At 59.8% G+C, this 16819-nt stretch carries 30 protein-coding genes and 2 pseudogenes; all 32 read right to left on the reverse strand.

Translation table 11 applies throughout. The annotated features are described in order from the left end of the window. Positions 1–4: 4 nt before the first annotated feature. Complete coding sequence (pstA, locus tag P8Y64_10745; protein ID MEJ2060946.1) at positions 5–787, reverse strand: phosphate ABC transporter permease PstA; 783 nt, start codon at positions 785–787, stop codon at positions 5–7. A 67-nt stretch (positions 788–854) separates the two neighbouring features. Beyond that, positions 855–1844, reverse strand: coding sequence for a phosphate ABC transporter permease subunit PstC (pstC, locus tag P8Y64_10750; GenBank protein MEJ2060947.1), 990 nt, complete (start codon positions 1842–1844; stop codon positions 855–857). A gap of 107 nt (positions 1845–1951) precedes the next feature. Beyond that, positions 1952–3019 carry a phosphate ABC transporter substrate-binding protein PstS gene (pstS, locus tag P8Y64_10755; protein ID MEJ2060948.1) on the reverse strand — a complete coding sequence of 356 codons (1068 nt, stop codon included), beginning with the start codon at positions 3017–3019 and terminating at the stop codon, positions 1952–1954. 158 nt (positions 3020–3177) lie between these two features. Then, positions 3178–3504, reverse strand: a pseudogene (gene rplQ, locus P8Y64_10760) (50S ribosomal protein L17). 19 nt (positions 3505–3523) lie between these two features. Further along, positions 3524–4525 carry a DNA-directed RNA polymerase subunit alpha gene (gene rpoA, locus P8Y64_10765; protein ID MEJ2060949.1) on the reverse strand — a complete coding sequence of 334 codons (1002 nt, stop codon included), beginning with the start codon at positions 4523–4525 and terminating at the stop codon, positions 3524–3526. A 14-nt stretch (positions 4526–4539) separates the two neighbouring features. Then, a complete protein-coding gene (gene rpsD, locus P8Y64_10770; protein ID MEJ2060950.1) occupies positions 4540–5160 on the reverse strand; it encodes a 30S ribosomal protein S4 in 621 nt (206 codons plus the stop codon). Between the two features lie 14 nt (positions 5161–5174). After that, on the reverse strand, positions 5175–5564 hold the full coding sequence (gene rpsK / locus P8Y64_10775) for a 30S ribosomal protein S11 (protein MEJ2060951.1): 390 nt from the start codon (positions 5562–5564) through the stop codon (positions 5175–5177). Between the two features lie 32 nt (positions 5565–5596). After that, on the reverse strand, positions 5597–5953 hold the full coding sequence (gene rpsM / locus P8Y64_10780; GenBank protein ID MEJ2060952.1) for a 30S ribosomal protein S13: 357 nt from the start codon (positions 5951–5953) through the stop codon (positions 5597–5599). Positions 5954–6022: 69 nt separating this feature from the next. Then, positions 6023–6136 (reverse strand): 50S ribosomal protein L36, encoded by a 114-nt coding sequence (gene rpmJ, locus P8Y64_10785; GenBank protein ID MEJ2060953.1) that lies wholly within the window; start codon positions 6134–6136, stop codon positions 6023–6025. Positions 6137–6161: 25 nt separating this feature from the next. Next, positions 6162–7520, reverse strand: a complete 1359-nt coding sequence (gene secY / locus P8Y64_10790; protein ID MEJ2060954.1) for a preprotein translocase subunit SecY — start codon at positions 7518–7520, stop codon at positions 6162–6164. Continuing rightward, positions 7520–7954, reverse strand: a complete 435-nt coding sequence (gene rplO / locus P8Y64_10795; protein ID MEJ2060955.1) for a 50S ribosomal protein L15 — start codon at positions 7952–7954, stop codon at positions 7520–7522. The genes secY and rplO overlap by 1 nt, the downstream gene beginning before the upstream one ends. Before the next feature lies 1 nt (position 7955). After that, positions 7956–8144: a 50S ribosomal protein L30 gene (gene rpmD / locus P8Y64_10800; GenBank protein MEJ2060956.1), complete on the reverse strand. Its 189-nt coding sequence runs from the start codon at positions 8142–8144 to the stop codon at positions 7956–7958. Between the two features lie 5 nt (positions 8145–8149). Continuing rightward, entirely contained in the window at positions 8150–8656 is a 507-nt protein-coding gene (gene rpsE / locus P8Y64_10805; GenBank protein MEJ2060957.1) for a 30S ribosomal protein S5, read from the reverse strand. Between the two features lie 12 nt (positions 8657–8668). After that, positions 8669–9022 (reverse strand): 50S ribosomal protein L18, encoded by a 354-nt coding sequence (rplR, locus tag P8Y64_10810; protein ID MEJ2060958.1) that lies wholly within the window; start codon positions 9020–9022, stop codon positions 8669–8671. 9 nt (positions 9023–9031) lie between these two features. Next, a complete protein-coding gene (rplF, locus tag P8Y64_10815; protein ID MEJ2060959.1) occupies positions 9032–9565 on the reverse strand; it encodes a 50S ribosomal protein L6 in 534 nt (177 codons plus the stop codon). A gap of 12 nt (positions 9566–9577) precedes the next feature. Next, the gene (gene rpsH, locus P8Y64_10820; protein ID MEJ2060960.1) at positions 9578–9973 is read right to left on the reverse strand and encodes a 30S ribosomal protein S8; all 396 of its coding nucleotides are present in this window, start codon (positions 9971–9973) and stop codon (positions 9578–9580) included. Positions 9974–10043: 70 nt separating this feature from the next. Continuing rightward, positions 10044–10349 (reverse strand): 30S ribosomal protein S14, encoded by a 306-nt coding sequence (gene rpsN / locus P8Y64_10825; protein ID MEJ2060961.1) that lies wholly within the window; start codon positions 10347–10349, stop codon positions 10044–10046. Positions 10350–10359: 10 nt separating this feature from the next. Next, the gene (gene rplE / locus P8Y64_10830) at positions 10360–10899 is read right to left on the reverse strand and encodes a 50S ribosomal protein L5 (protein MEJ2060962.1); all 540 of its coding nucleotides are present in this window, start codon (positions 10897–10899) and stop codon (positions 10360–10362) included. A gap of 10 nt (positions 10900–10909) precedes the next feature. Further along, positions 10910–11227 (reverse strand): 50S ribosomal protein L24, encoded by a 318-nt coding sequence (gene rplX, locus P8Y64_10835; protein ID MEJ2060963.1) that lies wholly within the window; start codon positions 11225–11227, stop codon positions 10910–10912. Between the two features lie 16 nt (positions 11228–11243). Continuing rightward, positions 11244–11612 carry a 50S ribosomal protein L14 gene (gene rplN, locus P8Y64_10840; GenBank protein ID MEJ2060964.1) on the reverse strand — a complete coding sequence of 123 codons (369 nt, stop codon included), beginning with the start codon at positions 11610–11612 and terminating at the stop codon, positions 11244–11246. Between the two features lie 30 nt (positions 11613–11642). Beyond that, complete coding sequence (gene rpsQ / locus P8Y64_10845; GenBank protein ID MEJ2060965.1) at positions 11643–11906, reverse strand: 30S ribosomal protein S17; 264 nt, start codon at positions 11904–11906, stop codon at positions 11643–11645. Next, positions 11903–12100, reverse strand: coding sequence for a 50S ribosomal protein L29 (gene rpmC, locus P8Y64_10850; protein ID MEJ2060966.1), 198 nt, complete (start codon positions 12098–12100; stop codon positions 11903–11905). Before rpmC ends, rpsQ begins: the two co-directional genes overlap by 4 nt. Then, positions 12100–12513, reverse strand: a complete 414-nt coding sequence (rplP, locus tag P8Y64_10855) for a 50S ribosomal protein L16 (GenBank protein MEJ2060967.1) — start codon at positions 12511–12513, stop codon at positions 12100–12102. The genes rpmC and rplP overlap by 1 nt, the downstream gene beginning before the upstream one ends. Positions 12514–12532: 19 nt before the next feature. Then, complete coding sequence (rpsC, locus tag P8Y64_10860; GenBank protein MEJ2060968.1) at positions 12533–13210, reverse strand: 30S ribosomal protein S3; 678 nt, start codon at positions 13208–13210, stop codon at positions 12533–12535. A gap of 17 nt (positions 13211–13227) precedes the next feature. Next, the gene (gene rplV / locus P8Y64_10865) at positions 13228–13569 is read right to left on the reverse strand and encodes a 50S ribosomal protein L22 (GenBank protein ID MEJ2060969.1); all 342 of its coding nucleotides are present in this window, start codon (positions 13567–13569) and stop codon (positions 13228–13230) included. A gap of 5 nt (positions 13570–13574) precedes the next feature. Continuing rightward, complete coding sequence (rpsS, locus tag P8Y64_10870) at positions 13575–13847, reverse strand: 30S ribosomal protein S19 (GenBank protein MEJ2060970.1); 273 nt, start codon at positions 13845–13847, stop codon at positions 13575–13577. Between the two features lie 12 nt (positions 13848–13859). Continuing rightward, positions 13860–14687: a 50S ribosomal protein L2 gene (gene rplB / locus P8Y64_10875; GenBank protein ID MEJ2060971.1), complete on the reverse strand. Its 828-nt coding sequence runs from the start codon at positions 14685–14687 to the stop codon at positions 13860–13862. 17 nt (positions 14688–14704) lie between these two features. Beyond that, positions 14705–15001: a 50S ribosomal protein L23 gene (rplW, locus tag P8Y64_10880; protein ID MEJ2060972.1), complete on the reverse strand. Its 297-nt coding sequence runs from the start codon at positions 14999–15001 to the stop codon at positions 14705–14707. Then, positions 14998–15601, reverse strand: a pseudogene (gene rplD, locus P8Y64_10885) (50S ribosomal protein L4). Before rplD ends, rplW begins: the two are co-directional and overlap by 4 nt. Before the next feature lie 5 nt (positions 15602–15606). Beyond that, positions 15607–16251, reverse strand: a complete 645-nt coding sequence (rplC, locus tag P8Y64_10890; GenBank protein ID MEJ2060973.1) for a 50S ribosomal protein L3 — start codon at positions 16249–16251, stop codon at positions 15607–15609. A 129-nt stretch (positions 16252–16380) separates the two neighbouring features. Then, positions 16381–16692 carry a 30S ribosomal protein S10 gene (rpsJ, locus tag P8Y64_10895; GenBank protein ID MEJ2060974.1) on the reverse strand — a complete coding sequence of 104 codons (312 nt, stop codon included), beginning with the start codon at positions 16690–16692 and terminating at the stop codon, positions 16381–16383. Positions 16693–16700: 8 nt separating this feature from the next. Next, the coding region (locus tag P8Y64_10900) for an elongation factor Tu (GenBank protein ID MEJ2060975.1) at positions 16701–16819 on the reverse strand (119 nt) is incomplete at its 5' end.

Genomic DNA, 16819 nt, shown 5'->3' on the forward strand with positions numbered 1-16819 from the left:
TCTTTCACTTATGCGGCCTCAGGAAGATGCGCGCAAAAATATTAAGTGCCAGCACGCTCGCCGTAATCAACAATGCGCCAACCCAGGCCAGTTCCTGCCAGTTGGTGTAAGGACTCATAGCATAGTCGAAGATCATGACCGGCAGATTCGCCATCGGCTGGTTCATGTTGGTGGTCCAGAACTGGTTATTCAGCGCGGTGAACAGCAAAGGCGCCGTCTCGCCGCTGATCCGTGCAACGGCCAGGATAATGCCCGTCATGATGCCGCTGCGCGCCGCCTTGTAGACGATCTTGATGATCACCTTCCATTGCGGCGCACCCAGGGCGGCGGCGGCTTCCCGCATATGGTCCGGCACCAGGCGCATCATGTCTTCCGTGGTACGCACCACCACGGGGATGACGATAATCGCCAAAGCGACCGAACCGGCCCAGCCCGAGAAGTGCCCCATGGTCACCACGACGATCTCGTAAACGAACACGCCGATGACGATGGACGGGGCGCTGAGCAGGATGTCGTTGATGAAGCGAATTACCGGAGAGATCTTGGCAGCTCGACCATATTCGGAGAGATACGTCCCGGCGAAAATACCGATCGGCGTGCCGATCAGAACCCCGACGACCGTAAGCAGAATACTGCCAACCAACGCATTCTTGATGCCGCCACCCGCGGTACCCGGGCCAGGTGTGTTCTGGGTAAACACCTGCAGGTCCAGGTGGCCGATGCCCTGGCTCACCAGAACCCACAGCAGCCAGGCAAGAAAGAACAGCCCGAACAGGGTCGTCGCCATGGAAGCCGTCAAATTAATGACGTTAACGGCCTTGCGTCGTGTGTAGATATTGATCACGTCAAATACCTCAGGACCGTTTGCCTTCCTGGCTGGAGGCCAGTTTGAGCAGCAGCAGCTTGGAAATCGCCAGCACGATGAAGGTGATGATGAACAACATCAGACCAAGCGCGATCAGCGAAGAGGTATAAAGCTCGCCATCCGCCTCGGTGAATTCGTTGGCGATGGTCGAAGCAATCGAGTTACCGGGCATGAACAGTGAGGCGTGCAGATCATGCGCGTTGCCGATCACGAAGGTGACCGCCATGGTCTCGCCCAGCGCCCGACCCAACCCCAGCATGATGCCGCCGACCACACCGATCTTGGTATAGGGCAGCACCACACGCCAGACCACCTCCCAGGTGGTGCAGCCGATGCCGTAGGCCGATTCCTTGAGTACTTCAGGGACGATCTCGAACACGTCACGCATCACCGAGGCGATGAAGGGGATGATCATGATCGAGAGAATAATGCCGGCCGTGAACACGCTGATCCCGATCGGCGGCCCCTGGAACATAGGGCCGATAAGCGGGAGGTCACCGAAGAGGTCGGTCAAAATCGGTTGAATATGGTCGGCGAAAAAGGGCGCAAAGATGAACAGCCCCCACATGCCGTAGATGATACTGGGAATCGCAGCCAGCAGTTCGATCGCCGTGCCCACGGGGCGCTTAAGCCACTCCGGGGCGAGTTCGGTGATGAACAGCGCGATACCAAAACTGACCGGCAGACCGATGATCAGGGCAATCAGGGACGAAACCAGCGTCCCAACGATCGGTGACAGTCCGCCGAAAACCGATGTCGCAGGATTCCACTCCTCCGACGTATAAAACTTGAAAAAGCCGAACTTCTCGAACGCAGGCATCGACCCGTGCGCCAGCATCACGATGATGCCGAGCAGGGTAACCAGGACGAGGATCGCAAAAAACCAGGAAATGCCCTTGAACAGCCAGTCACCCGCGGCCTGTGCCTTGCCTGTCGGTGACGCGAGCTCTTTGGCTATAGCCTCGCCTGCTGCGCTCATAACTACCTCACAGATTACAGGACTTCGTGGAAATGCCGGCCCGGACAAAGCCCGGGCCGGCAAGTCTAGCAATCATCCCTGATACAGTCATCTGTCCAATGAATGGCTTAGTTCTGCATCATGCTGGCGGTCCACACGGCCTTGCCGTCGGTACCGTGCAGTTCCTTAGCCCAGGTATCCTCAACCATCTTCACGACGGCGGCGGGCATCGGGACGTAGTCCAGCTGCTCGGCCATCTTCTGGCCGTGATGATAGGACCAGTCGAAGAACTTCAGCACGGCCTTGGCAACCTCAGGCTTCGTCTGGGTCTTGTAGACCAGGATGAAGCTGGCACCGGTGATCGGCCAGGACTTGGCGCCAGGCTGATCGGTCAGCACCATGTAGTAACCCGGAGCGTTCTTCCAATCGGCGCCGGCAGCAGCGGCCTGGAAGTTCTCGGAGGTCGGGGCAACATAGTGACCGGCACGGTTCTTCAGCAGCACGTAGGTCATCTTGTTCTGCAGGGCATAGGCATACTCGACGTAGCCGATGGAACCCTTGATGCGGTTCACGTAGGCGGCCACACCCTGGTTGCCCTTACCACCCACACCGACGGGCCAGCTGACGGCCTTGTTGTTGCCGACCTTGTCGGCCCAGGCCTTGCTGACCTTGGTCAGGTAGTTGGTGTAGATGAAGGTGGTGCCGGAACCGTCGGAACGATGCACGACAGTGATGGCCTCGTTGGGCAGGCTCACGCCCTTGTTCAGCGCAGCAATGCGGCTGTCGTTCCAGCGCTTGATCTTGCCCAGGAAGATGTCAGCCAGGGTCGTACCGTCGAGGTGCAGCTTGCCGGCCTTCAGACCGGGCACGTTCACGACCGGCACAACGCCGCCCATGATCATGGGGAACTGCATCAGACCGGCCTTGTCCAGTTCCGCTGCCTTCAGAGGCGCGTCGGAGGCACCGAAATCAACGGTCTTGGCCTTGATCTGCTTGATGCCGCCACCGGAACCGATGGCCTGGTAGTTGAACTTGACACCGGTCGCCTTGTTATAGGCTTCGGCCCACTTGGAGTACACGGGGTACGGGAAGGTCGCACCAGCACCGTTGATCTCTTTGACCTCGGCGTGGGCAACGCCCATCAGGCCAAAAGAGACCACAGCGGCGGCGGCCGTCTTGGCAATACGCTTGAACATGTTCAAATCCTCTGTGGTGTGTGTTTAAGCGATACAACACGTTCGGGACCAGTAGCCCCGTCAGCGTCGCCTAGGCTACGCGAGCGTTGTTCCCGTTCACGGGAATCCAGATGCCGCCCTGGCTGGCTGGCGCGTGCATGGCCTTCTCGTCGGTTAATGGGGGCATTGTCACCCGGACGGAAACCGCACTTCAGGATGCGCAGGTAACCACCGGGGCGCGCCTTGTAGCGAGGACCCAGCTCGTCGAACAGCTTCTTGACCACGTCCTTGTCGCGCAGGCGCGAGAAGGCCACACGACGCTTGTGGACGGCGTCCTCCTTGGCCATGGTGATCAGCGGCTCGGCGACGCGGCGCAGTTCCTTGGCCTTGGGCAGCGTGGTCTTGATGGCTTCGTGACGCAGCAGCGAAACGGCCAGACTCTGCAGGGTCGCCTTGCGGTGACTGCTGTTACGGCTTAGTTGACGACCAATCTTGCGGTGACGCATGTCATTTCCCTCAGTACAGTCAGGCCCGGGCCTTCTCTTCTTTTTTCAGACCCGCGGGCGGCCAGTTTTCCAGGCGCATACCCAGCGAAAGTCCATGCGAGGCCAGGACATCTTTGATCTCGGTGAGCGACTTCTTGCCCAGGTTAGGGGTCTTGAGCAGCTCGACCTCGGTGCGCTGGATCAGATCACCGATATAGAAAATATTCTCCGCCTTCAGGCAGTTGGCAGACCGCACCGTCAGCTCGAGATCGTCCACCGGACGCAGCAGGATCGGATCGATCTCCGCCTCGTGGGTCTCGGGCTGGGCCTCTTCCCCACCCTGCAGGTCGACGAATACCGCGAGCTGCTGCTGGAGGATAGTGGCGGAACGGCGAATGGCTGCCTCGGGATCGACGGTGCCGTCGGTCTCCAGATCGATGACCAGTTTGTCGAGATTGGTGCGCTGCTCGACGCGAGCCGTCTCGACGTTGTACGCGACGCGCACGATCGGGCTGAAACTGGCATCCACCAGCAGCGAGCCGATGGGACGTTCCTCGACCTCGGTGGAACGGCGGGCGGAAGCCGGCAGGTAGCCGACGCCGCGAGCCACCTTGAGGCTCATCTTGAGGTCGCCGTTCTTGGTCAGGTGCGCGATTACGTGCTCCGGATTCACGATTTCGATATCGTGATCCACCTGGATATCCCCGGCCGTGACCACACCCGGGCCCTTCTTGCTGAGGGTCAGGGTGGCCTCGTCGCGGTTGTGCATACGGATGGCCAGGCCTTTGAGATTCAGCACGATATCGACCACGTCTTCCTGCACACCCTCGATGCTGGTGTACTCGTGAAGCACGCCGTCGATCTCGACCTCGACCACGGCACAGCCGGGGATCGAGGAGAGCAGGATCCGGCGCAGGGCGTTGCCCAGCGTATGGCCGAAGCCGCGCTCCAGAGGCTCGAGAACAACGCGCGCATGACGCTCGTTGATGGTCTGGACCTCGATATGGCGGGGTTTCAGCATTGCGTTGTTCGATGATGACATAAGCTCGATACCGATTACTTGGAGTAGAGCTCGACCACGAGAGACTCGTTGATCTCGGCAGGCAGGTCGGCGCGCTCAGGAACAGACTTGAACACACCTTCCATCTTTTTCGCGTCCACCTCGATCCACTCCGGGAAGCCGAACTGCTCGGCGATGGTCAGGGAATCCTGAATACGGACCTGTTTCTTGGACTTTTCGCGGATGGAAATCCGATCCTCAGGCTTGACCTGATAGGAGGGGATATTCACCACCTGGCCGTTGACCAGAACCGCCTTGTGGCTGACCAGCTGGCGCGCCTCGGAACGGGTGACGCCGAAGCCCATGCGGTAAACAACATTATCAAGACGGCACTCGAGCAGCTGCAACAGGTTCTCACCGGTGGAGCCTTTGCGCTGCGCCGCCTTCTTGAAGTAGTTGCGGAACTGGCGCTCCAGCACGCCGTAGATACGGCGCAGCTTCTGCTTTTCGCGCAACTGCAGCCCGTAGTCGGAGACGCGGGTGCGGCGATCACCGTGCTGACCGGGGATCTTGTCGAGTTTGCATTTGGATTCCAGCGAACGGGCGCGACTCTTCAGGAAGAGATCGGTGCCTTCACGCCGGCTCAGCTTGCACTTGGGTCCGATATAGCGTGCCATGAATTACTCCTGACTTAAACGCGACGCCGCTTGGGCGGACGGCAGCCATTGTGCGGGATCGGGGTCACATCGGTGATGTTGGCGATGCGGAAACCGACATTGTTCAATGCGCGCACGGCGGACTCACGACCCGGACCGGGGCCCTTGACCTCGACATCCAGGTTCTTCACGCCGTATTCCAGCGCGGCAGTGCCCGCACGCTCGGCGGCGACCTGAGCGGCAAACGGCGTGCTCTTACGCGAGCCGCGGAAACCAGAACCACCCGACGTCGCCCAGGACAGCGTGTTTCCCTGGCGGTCGGTGATGGTAATGATGGTGTTATTGAAGGAGGAATAGATGTGCGCGACACCGTCGGTGACGACGCGCTTGGCCTTCTTCCGGCTACGTGCGGGAGCCTTTGCCATAGGTCTATGAGTTCCTGTACTCGAACTGATTATTACTTACGAATCGGACGCCGCGGGCCCTTGCGGGTACGGGCGTTGGTCTTGGTGCGCTGACCACGAACCGGCAGACCACGGCGATGACGGATGCCGCGGTAGCAACCCAGATCCATGAGGCGCTTGATGTTCATCGAGACTTCACGACGCAGATCGCCTTCGACCACGTGCTTGCCAACTTCGGCACGCAGCTGCTCGATCTCAGCCTCAGTCAAGTCTTTGATTTTACTATCAGTTTTAATCCCAGCCGCCGCGCAGATTTGCTGCGCGCGAACGCGGCCAATGCCGTAGATCGACGTCAGCGCGATCACCGCATGCTTGTTCACAGGGATATTGATACCTGCAATGCGTGCCATTCAAAATCTCCAGACGGCGGCGGAAAAGCCGCGAATTGTAACGTTTTCCGACAGCTGATACAAGACGGGTCAGCCCTGACGCTGCTTGTGGCGCGGGTCCTTGCAGATCACGCGCACGACACCGTTGCGGCGCACGACCTTGCAGTTGCGGCACATCTTTTTGACAGACGCTCTAACTTTCATCGCTCACTCCATGGATGCCGGGGCATCAACGAATCATACCGCTGCGGCCATAACCCTTGAGATTGGCCTTGCGCATGAGACCTTCGTACTGGTGGGACATCATGTGGGCCTGAACCTGGGCCATGAAATCCATCACCACGACAACAATAATCAACAGGGACGTACCGCCGAAATAGAACGGCACGTTCCAGTACAGAATCAAAAACTCCGGTAACAGACAAACCGCGGTGATGTAAATCGCACCGACTGCAGTCAGTCGGGTCATCACCCCGTCGATGTACCGGGCGGTCTGCTCACCGGGACGGATACCCGGAATGAACGCACCGGACTTCTTCAGATTGTCCGCCGTTTCACGGGAGTTGAACACCAGCGCCGTGTAGAAAAAGCTGAAAAACACGATCGCGAGCGCGTACAAAAGCACATACAGCGGCTGACCCGGCGACAGCAGGGAAGAAATATCTCCCAGCCAGGCCATGCCTTCCGCGTTGCCCAGCCAGTGCCCGAGAGTGGCCGGGAACAGAATGATACTGGACGCGAAGATCGGCGGAATCACACCCGCCATGTTCAGCTTGAGCGGCAGATGGCTGCTCTGCGCTGCGTAGATCTTGCGGCCCTGCTGACGCTTGGCGTAGTTGACCGTGATCCGGCGCTGACCGCGCTCCACGAACACCACGAAGGCCGTCACCGCAAGCGCCAGAATCAGAAGCAGAATGACCAGCCCCGGGGACATTTCGCCGGTGCTGGCAAGCTCCAGCGTACCGCCCACGGCATGCGGCAGTCCCGCCACGATGCCCGCGAAGATGATCATCGAGATCCCGTTACCCAGGCCGCGTTCGGTGATCTGCTCGCCCAGCCACATCAAAAACATGGTGCCGGTCACCAGGGTCAGCACCGTGGTGAAGATAAAGCCGATGCCCGGCTGCAGCGGGACCGACAAACCGCCAGCGACCTGCTGTCCATTCAGGGCGATCGCCACACCGACACTTTGGAACAGGGCCAGCGCGACAGTCGCATAACGCGTGTACTGCGTAATCTTGCGACGGCCGGACTCACCTTCCTTCTTGAGCTGCTCCAGGGCGGGCACAACCGCCGTCATCAGCTGGATAATGATCGATGCCGAGATGTAGGGCATGATCCCCAGCGCGAACACGCTCAGGCGCCGCAAGGCACCGCCCGAGAACATGTTGAACATGTCCAGAATGGTGCCGCTCTGCTGCTGGAAAAACTGCGCCAACGCGACCGGGTTTACGCCGGGTACCGGGATGTAGGTCCCGATACGGTAGACGACCAGGCCCAGCACAAGAAAAACGAGCCGCTGACGCAGCTCGGTCATCTGGCCCAGGCCACCCAGCCCAGCCTGCGGATTGGCGCCGGTCCTGGCCATTACGCCTCGATCTTGCCGCCGGCGGCTTCGATGGCGCTGCGTGCACCCTTGGTGGCGCCGATGCCCTTCAGGGTCACGGCCTTCTCAATGGCGCCGGACAGGATCACCTTGGCGACCTGCGTATTCGCCGGCACCAGGTTGGCAGCCTTCAGCGCGTCCAGATCGATAACGTCAGCCTCGACCAGGGCGAGCTCATGCAGGCGCACTTCAGCGCGGGTATCACCGATACGCGAACGGAACCCGATTTTGGGCAGACGGCGCTGCAGCGGCATCTGGCCGCCTTCGAAACCGACCTTGTGGTAACCGCCGGAACGCGAGTGCTGACCCTTGTGGCCGCGGCCGCCGGTCTTACCGAGGCCGGATCCGATACCACGGCCGACGCGCTTGCCGTCAGTACGGCTGCCGGCGGCGGGCTTGAGAGAATTCAGGCGCATCTCAGGCCTCCTCTACCTTCAACATGTAGTTGATCTTGTTGATCATGCCGCGGTTTTCCGGGGTATCGATCACTTCCACCGTTTTGTGTATGCGGCGGATACCCAGGCCACGGGCGCAGTCCTGATGGGCCTTGAGCCGGCCGCTCAGGCTGCGAACCAGGGTCACTTTGAGTTTGTTCTGCTTGGCCATGAGCGTTATCCCAGAATCTCTTCAACCTTCTTGCCACGCTTGGCGGCAACCTCTTCGGGCGCCTGCAACGAAGCCAGGCCGGCCAGGGTGGCACGCACCACATTGACCGGATTGCGTGTACCGATGCACTTAGCCAGCACGTTGCGCACGCCGAGCACTTCGAGCACCGCGCGCATGGCGCCACCCGCGATGACACCGGTACCTTCGGAGGCCGGCTGCATGTAGACCTTGGCGGCACCGAAGTTGGCGGTGACGGGATAGTAGAGGGTTCCATCCTTGAGCGGGACGGTGACCATCTCTTTACGCGCCTTTTCCATCGCCTTCTGAATCGCCAGCGGGACCTCACGGGCCTTGCCGTAGCCGATGCCGACCCGGCCGTTGCCGTCGCCGACGACCGTCAGGGCGGTAAAACCGAACTGCCGGCCGCCCTTGACCACTTTGGCCACACGGTTGACGGTTATCAGTTTTTCCTGAAGACCGTCCTGGATCGCGGAGTTGTCAATATTCGCCATGCTTTTGCACCTTTAGAATTCGAGGCCGGCTTCGCGTGCCGCGTCGGCCAGCGCCTTGACCCGCCCGTGGTACTTGAAACCGGAGCGGTCGAAAGCGACCTGCTTAATACCTTTTTCCAGGGCGCGCTTGGCCACGAGCTTGCCGACTTCGGTCGCGGTGGCGACGTTGCCGGTTGAGCCCTGCGCCTTGCGGACGTCCGCCTCAACCGAAGAGGCGGTAGCCACCACGTGGCTGCCGTCGGCTGCAATCACCTGGGCATAGATATGACGAGGTGTGCGGTTCACGCACAGGCGCACTGCGCTCAACTCGCGCATCTTGCTACGCGCACGTTTCGCACGGCGCAAACGAGCAGTCTTCTTATCCATATGCCAACCTTATTTCTTCTTGGCCTCTTTACGGATGATCTGCTCATCCGCATATTTGACGCCCTTGCCCTTGTAAGGCTCGGGGGGACGATAGGCGCGGATTTCGGCCGCAACCTGGCCGACTACCTGCTTGTCCGCACCGCGTACGACAATCTCTGTCTGGCTCGGGGTTTCGATAGTGATTCCTTCCGGCACCTCAAAGTTGACCGGATGGGAAAAACCGAGCGTCAGATTCAGCACCTTGCCCTGCGCTTGCGCACGGTAGCCGACACCGACTAGTTCGAGCTTCTTTTCGAAGCCCTGGCTCACGCCATGAACCATATTGTTGACGAGGGCGCGCATCGTGCCGGTCATGGCGAATTTGGATGCATCGCCATTCTTGGGCGCAAAGGTCAGCACCTTGCCGTCCAGCGCAGCCTCGACATCGTCATGGATACTGTATTCAAACGCGCCCTTGGAGCCTTTGACAGAGATGGTCTGGCCATCGACCTTGACGTCGACGCCCGATGGAATCTCAATTGGCTTTTTAGCTACTCTGGACATCGCTTCGATCCCTTACTCAACAACGCAGAGAACTTCACCGCCGAAACCGGCGGCGCGAGCGGCCCGGTCACTCATCACCCCGTGAGAGGTGGAGATGATGGCCACACCCAACCCCCCAAGCACCGTAGGCAGATCGTCCTTGCCGCGGAAGATCCGCAGACCGGGGCGACTGACACGCTGCACGCGGGAGATCACCGGCTTGCCCTGGTAATACTTAAGGGCAATGCTCAGCGTCTTCTTGGCACCTTCGCCGGCTACGGAGTAGTCCTCGATATAACCTTCTTCCTTCAACACCTTGGCAACCGCGCCTTTCAGTGTTGAAGCGGGAATATCTACGCTCGCCTTACCCGACGACTGCGCATTTCGGATGCGCGTCAGCATGTCGGCAATGGGGTCACTCATGCTCATGTTTTAAGTCTCAACTTTCAGCTTGCCTGCTTCAGCAGGGAGAAAGAAATTCCTGTTCGCTCCGAGTCTCTTACCAGCTCGCCTTGACGAGCCCGGGCACGTCACCACGCATAGCGGCCTCGCGCAGCTTGTTGCGGCACAGACCGAACTTGCGGTAATAGCCATGAGGCCGTCCGGTCAGCTTGCAGCGATTGTGCTGGCGCACCGGACTCGCGTCACGCGGAAGCTTCTGCAGCGTCTCGTTCGCTGCCATGACTTCCTCAAAACTGCTTTCCGGATTCCGGATAATCGCCTTGAGTTCAGCCCGCTTGGCGGCATGCTTGGCAACCAGCTGGCTGCGTTTGTGCTCGCGAGCGACCATGGATTTCTTAGCCATACCAAATACCTCAGTGCTTGAACGGGAAGCTGAACGCCGCAAGCAGCGCCTTTGCCTCCTCGTCGGTCCCGGCGGTGGTGGTGATGGTGATATCCATGCCACGCAACGCGTCGATCTTGTCGTAATCGATCTCCGGAAAGATGATCTGCTCCTTGACGCCCATGCTGTAGTTGCCGCGGCCGTCGAAGGATTTAGCGCTCATTCCGCGGAAATCGCGAATACGCGGGATGGCGATATTGATCAATCGATCCAGGAACTCGTACATGCGCGCGCCACGCAGCGTCAGCTTGCAGCCGATCGGCCAGCCTTCACGAACCTTGAAGCCGGCAATGGATTTGCGCGCATTGGTGACAATGGGCTTTTGCCCGGCGATCTTGGCCATGTCCTCCACGGCATTCTCGATCACCTTCTTGTCGCTGAGCGCCTCACCCAGGCCCATGTTCAGCGTGATCTTTTCGATCTTCGGGACCTGCATGACACTCTTGTAGCCAAACTGCTCCTGGAGCTGTTTGACGATCTGCTCTTTATATACGCTCTGTAACCTAGCCATTGTCGTCTACCTATGCGTCAACGACTTCGTCATTGGATTTGAAGAAGCGCACCTTGCGGCCGTCCTCAAGCATCCTGAAACCAACGCGCTCCCCCTTGCCCGTAGCCGGGTTGTAGATCATCACGTTGGACATGTGCAGCGGCATTTCTTTCTCGATAATGCCGCCAGTCACCCCTGTGTTGGGGTTCGGGCGCTGGTGCTTCTTCACCATGTTAATGCCCTGCACGAGGACGCGATCGTTGGGATAGACCTTGAGCACATTGCCCCGACGGCCTTTATCCTTACCGCAGATCACAATAACGTCATCGCCTTTACGAATCCGGTTCATATCCGCTGCTCCTGCCTCAAAGCACTTCAGGCGCGAGCGAGATGATCTTCATGAACTTCTCGCTGCGCAGCTCACGCGTTACCGGCCCGAAGATACGGGTACCGATCGGCTGATGCTGGTTGTTGAGCAGCACCGCCGCATTGCCGTCGAAGCGGATCAGCGATCCGTCGTTGCGGCGCACGCCCTTGGCGGTACGCACCACAACGGCGTTGTAGACCTCGCCCTTCTTAACCTTGCCGCGCGGGATCGCATCCTTGACGCTCACCTTAATGATGTCGCCAATGCCTGCATACCGGCGATGTGAGCCGCCGAGCACCTTGATGCACTGGACTTTGCGCGCACCGCTGTTGTCCGCAACATCAAGAATGGTCTGCATCTGAATCATTTTGCAGTCCGCCTCTGTTCTTAAATCCGATTATTCCTTAACGCTCTCGACGACGCGCACCAGGGTCCAAGACTTGGTCTTGGAAGCAGGACGACTCTCGCGAATCTCAACGGTATCGCCGTGCTTACACTGATTGTTTTCGTCGTGGACGTGCAGTTTGGTGGAACGGCGGATGTATTTGCCGTACACCGGGTGACGAACCATGCGCTCGATGAGCACGGTCGCCGTTTTGTCCATCTTGTCGCTCACAACGCGGCCGATAACGGTGCGCTGAATCTTGTCCTGCTCACTCATTTACGCTTACCCGAGGTCTGGTTGAGCACAGTCTGAACGCGTGCGATATCGCGACGCACACGCTTGAACTCGCTGGAGCGGGCCACTTGCCCGACACCCTTCTGCATGCGCAGGTTGAACTGCTCACGCAGCAGCTCGTTGAGCTCTTCTTGCAGCTGCGCCTGGGTCTTATCTCTCAATTCGCTCGCCTTCATCACATAACCTGTCTGGAAACGAACACAGTCTTAATAGGCAGTTTGGCGGCGGCCAGACGGAACGCCTCGCGGGCGATATCCTCGGAAACGCCTTCCATCTCGTACAGCATCTTGCCCGGCTGAATCTTGGCAACCCAATATTCGACGTTACCCTTACCCTTACCCTGACGCACTTCAAGCGGCTTCTTGGTAACCGGCACATCCGGGAAGATGCGAATCCAGATCTTACCGCCACGCTTAACGTGACGGGTCATCGCGCGGCGGGCAGCCTCGATCTGACGGGCGGTGATACGTCCGCGATCCACCGCCTTCAGGCCATACTCACCGAAGCTCACCTTGTTACCGTTATTGGCGAGACCACGGTTCTTGCCCTTGAACTGCTTGCGGAACTTTGTACGTTTGGGTTGCAGCATCGTTCTGTACCTTTATTCTTCAGGCAGCCTTTTCTTTCCCGGCCTCGCCCTTGGATTCCAGGTCGAAGACCTCGCCCTTGAAAATCCACACCTTGACGCCGATCACGCCATAGGTGGTACGGGCTTCGGCGAAACCGTAGTCGATATCGGCACGCAGGGTGTGCAGCGGCACGCGACCCTCGCGATACCACTCGGAACGCGCGATCTCGGCACCGTTCAGGCGACCCGAAACATGCACCTTGACGCCCTGGGCGCCGAGGCGCATCGCATTGCCCACGGCACGCTTCATGGCGCGGCGGAACATAATACGGCGCTCCAGCTGGTTGGCGATACCTTCGGCCACCAGTTGCGCATCGATCTCCGGCTTGCGGATTTCCTCGATATTGATCTTCACGCTGTTGAGGTTGAGACCAAGACGCCCGGCAACCTCGCGGCGCAGCGTCTCGATGTCTTCACCCTTCTTGCCGATCACGATACCCGGCCGTGCCGTATGAATCGTGATATAGGCCGCACGGGCCGGGCGCTCGATCTGAATCCGGCTCACCGAAGCCTGCGCCAGGCGCTGCTTCAGAAAATCACGGATCGCCATATCCTCATGGAGGAAGGTGGCGTAATCGTCGCCTTCGGCGTACCACTTGGAAGTCCAGTCAGTGGCGATGCCGAGCCTGAATCCTGTTGGATGTACTTTCTGGCCCATAGACCTGCTCCTGAATCTTAATTACTGTCTGCGACAGCCACGGTAATGTGACTGGTACGCTTGAGTATCCGGTTGGCACGACCCTTGGCACGCGGGCGAATGCGCTTCAACGTGGGGCCCTGGTCGACGAAAATGCGCGAAACCTTCAGTTCGTCCACGTCCGCACCCTCGTTGTGCTCGGCGTTGGCAATCGCGGACTCCAACACCTTCTTGACCAGAGTGGCGGCCTTCTTGGGGCTGAAAGCAAGGATCTGCAGGGCCTGTTCAACCGGCAGGCCGCGGATCTGATCAGCAACCAAACGGCATTTCTGCGGCGAAATGCGCGCGTAACTGAGTCGAGCCTTAACTTCCATCGCGATAGCCCTCACTTGCCTTTCTTGTCGGCCACGTGGCCCTTGTAGGTACGGGTAGCAGCGAACTCGCCGAGCTTGTGACCGACCATGTTCTCGTTCACCAGCACAGGCACATGCTGGCGACCGTTGTGGACCGCGACGGTCAGCCCGACCATCTCCGGCACGATCATGGAGCGACGCGACCAGGTTTTGATCGGACGCTTGTCATTGCTGGCAGCCGCCTTCTCCACCTTCTGCAGCAGATGGTGGTCGACGAACGGGCCTTTTCTCAGCGAACGTGGCACGTTAAATCCCTCTTACTTCGATTTGCGACGGCGCACGATCATCTTATCGGTGCGCTTGTTCTTGCGAGTCTTGTAACCCTTGGTCGGCATACCCCACGGGGAGACCGGATGACGGCCACCCGAGGTACGACCCTCACCACCACCATGGGGGTGATCGACCGGGTTCATGGCCACACCGCGGACGGTGGGACGCACACCCTGCCAGCGCTTGGCGCCGGCCTTGCCGAGTTTGCGCAGGCTGTGCTCGGAGTTGCTGACCTCGCCGATCGTCGCGCGGCACTCGACGGGCACCTTGCGCATCTCGCCGGAACGCAGCCGCAGGGTCGCGTGCGCGCCTTCACGGGCCACGTACTGGACCGAAGCGCCGGCGCTGCGCGCCATCTGCGCGCCCTTGCCGGGCTGCAGCTCGACGCAGTGAACCACCGTACCGACCGGAATATTGCGCAGCGGCAATGTATTGCCGGCCTTGATCGGCGCATGCGAGCCGGACATCAGCTCGTCGCCGGCCTTCATGCCACGCGGCGCAATGATGTAACGGCGTTCGCCATCGGCATAAAGCGCCAGGGCGATATGCGCACTGCGGTTCGGATCGTATTCGAGGCGCTCGATGACAGCCGGGACATTGTCCTTGTTGCGCTTGAAATCGATCACGCGGTACTTCTGTTTGTGGCCACCGCCCACATGACGGGTGGTAATGCGGCCCTGATTGTTACGCCCGCCGGAGCGCGTCTTCTTCTCGATCAGCGGCGCATAGGGAGAACCCTTGTGCAGCGCGCTTTCGACCGCGTTGACGACAAAGCGCCGGCCAGGTGAAGTAGGTTTTGACTTTTTGATCGCCATGATTCTCTCCAGCTACCTCAAGCCTCACCGGTAAAATCGATGTTGTAGCCCTCGGCGAGGGTCACGTAGGCCTTCTTCCAATCATTGCGCTTGCCCTGCATCTGACCGAAGCGCTTGCTCTTGCCGCTCATGCGCACGGTACGCACCGCAGCCACCTTGACGTCGAACAAGGCCTCCACGGCCTTCTTGATTTCCAGCTTGGTCGCGCTGGGCAGCACCTTGAAAACATGCTGATGCGCCGCATCGGCCGCCATCGCGGCCTTCTCGGTGACATAAGGGGCTACCAGCACGCTGGTCAGACGCTCCTGATTCATGACAGCCACTCCTCAACCTGCTTGACCGCGCTCGAAGTCATGAGCACCTTGTCGAAACCGACCAGGCTGACGGGATCAACCCCGCCGACCTCGACCACATCGACCTTGGGCAGGTTCCGTGCGGCCAGATAAAGATTACTGTCGGCCTGATCGGTCAGGATCAGGACGTTATCGAGTTCCATGCCCTTCAGCTTCTCGACCAGCGGCTTGGTCTTCGGGGATTCGACCCCGAAGCTGTCAACCACCACCAGGCGCTCCTGACGGGCGAGTTCGGAAAAGATCCCGCGCAGGGCGGCGCGATACATCTTTTTGTTCAGCTTCTGGCTGAAGTCACGCGGCGTCGCGGCAAAGGTCTTGCCCCCCACGCCACAACGGGCTGCGAATAGAACCCGCGCGGGCACGGCCGGTACCCTTCTGGCGCCAGGGCTTGATGCCGCCGCCACGAACCTGGCTGCGGGTCTTCTGGGCCTTGGAACCCTGACGCGCGCCGGCCAGATAGGCGGTCACGACCTGATGTACGAGCGACTCGTTGAACTCGGCGCCGAAGGCTGCCTCCGAGACGCTCAGAGATTTCTTGCTGTCCTGAGTCTTGAGTTCCATTACTGTTAACCCTTCGCCTTGACGGAAGGCCGGATGATCAAGTCGCCGCCGCGCGAGCCGGGGACCGCGCCCTTCACCAGCAGCAGGTTGCGCTCGGCATCAACGTTCACGACTTCGATGTTCAACGCAGTGCGGCGCGCGGCACCGAGGTGGCCCGCCATCTTCTTGCCCTTGAACACACGACCCGGCGTCTGGTTCTGACCGATCGACCCCGGCGCACGATGCGACAGCGAGTTACCGTGCGTCGCATCCTGGCTGCGGAAGTTGTGCCGCTTGATGGTGCCGGCAAAGCCCTTACCCTTGCTGACGCCCGTCACGTCGACCTTCTGTCCGGATTCGAAGCGGTCGACCTTGAGCTCGGCCCCGACTTCCAGGCCCTCTTCGGGCTCGCCGTCCAGACGAAATTCCCACGCGCCGCGACCCGCCTCGACACCAGCCTTGGCGAAATGCCCGGCCAGGGGCTTGGTGACACGCGAGGCCTTGCGGCTGCCCGTGGTGACCTGCACGGCCTGATAGCCGTCAGCCTCCAGGGACTTGAGCTGGGTCACGCGATTCGGCTCGATTTCAATGACAGTCACCGGCGTGGACTGACCGTCCTCACCGAACACGCGCGTCATACCGAGCTTACGACCAATCAATCCGATAGCCATCTCTCAACTACCTGTCTCTTTGCCCGCAAATACCGGGCTCTGGAATAGGTTTTTACTAAGTGCGTGGCCCGACGCGGAAAAACCGCACCGGGCCACGGAAAGCCGCCTATTATGGCAGAACCTGCCGGATTAGTTAAGCTTTATTTGCACATCCACACCCGCGGCCAGATCCAGCTTCATCAGGGCGTCGACGGTCTTGTCCGTCGGGTCCACGATGTCCATCAGGCGCTTGTGGGTGCGAATCTCGTACTGATCCCGCGCATCCTTGTTGACGTGCGGGGAAATCAGGACGGTAAACCGCTCTTTCTTGGTCGGCAGGGGAATCGGGCCCTTGACCCGCGCACCGGTGCGCTTCGCCGTTTCGACGATTTCGCTCGCGGAACGGTCGATCAGACGATGATCAAAACCCTTCAGCCGAATCCGAATCAGTTGCTTTGCCATAGTTTCAGTTACTCAATAATCTTGGACACCACGCCGGCGCCGACGGTGCGGCCGCCCTCGCGGATTGCGAAGCGCAGACCTTCTTCCATGGCGATCGGGTTGATCAGGCTCACCGTGATCTTCACGT

The organism is Gammaproteobacteria bacterium, assembly GCA_037388465.1.
Lineage (GTDB): Bacteria > Pseudomonadota > Gammaproteobacteria > SpSt-1174 > SpSt-1174 > JARRKE01.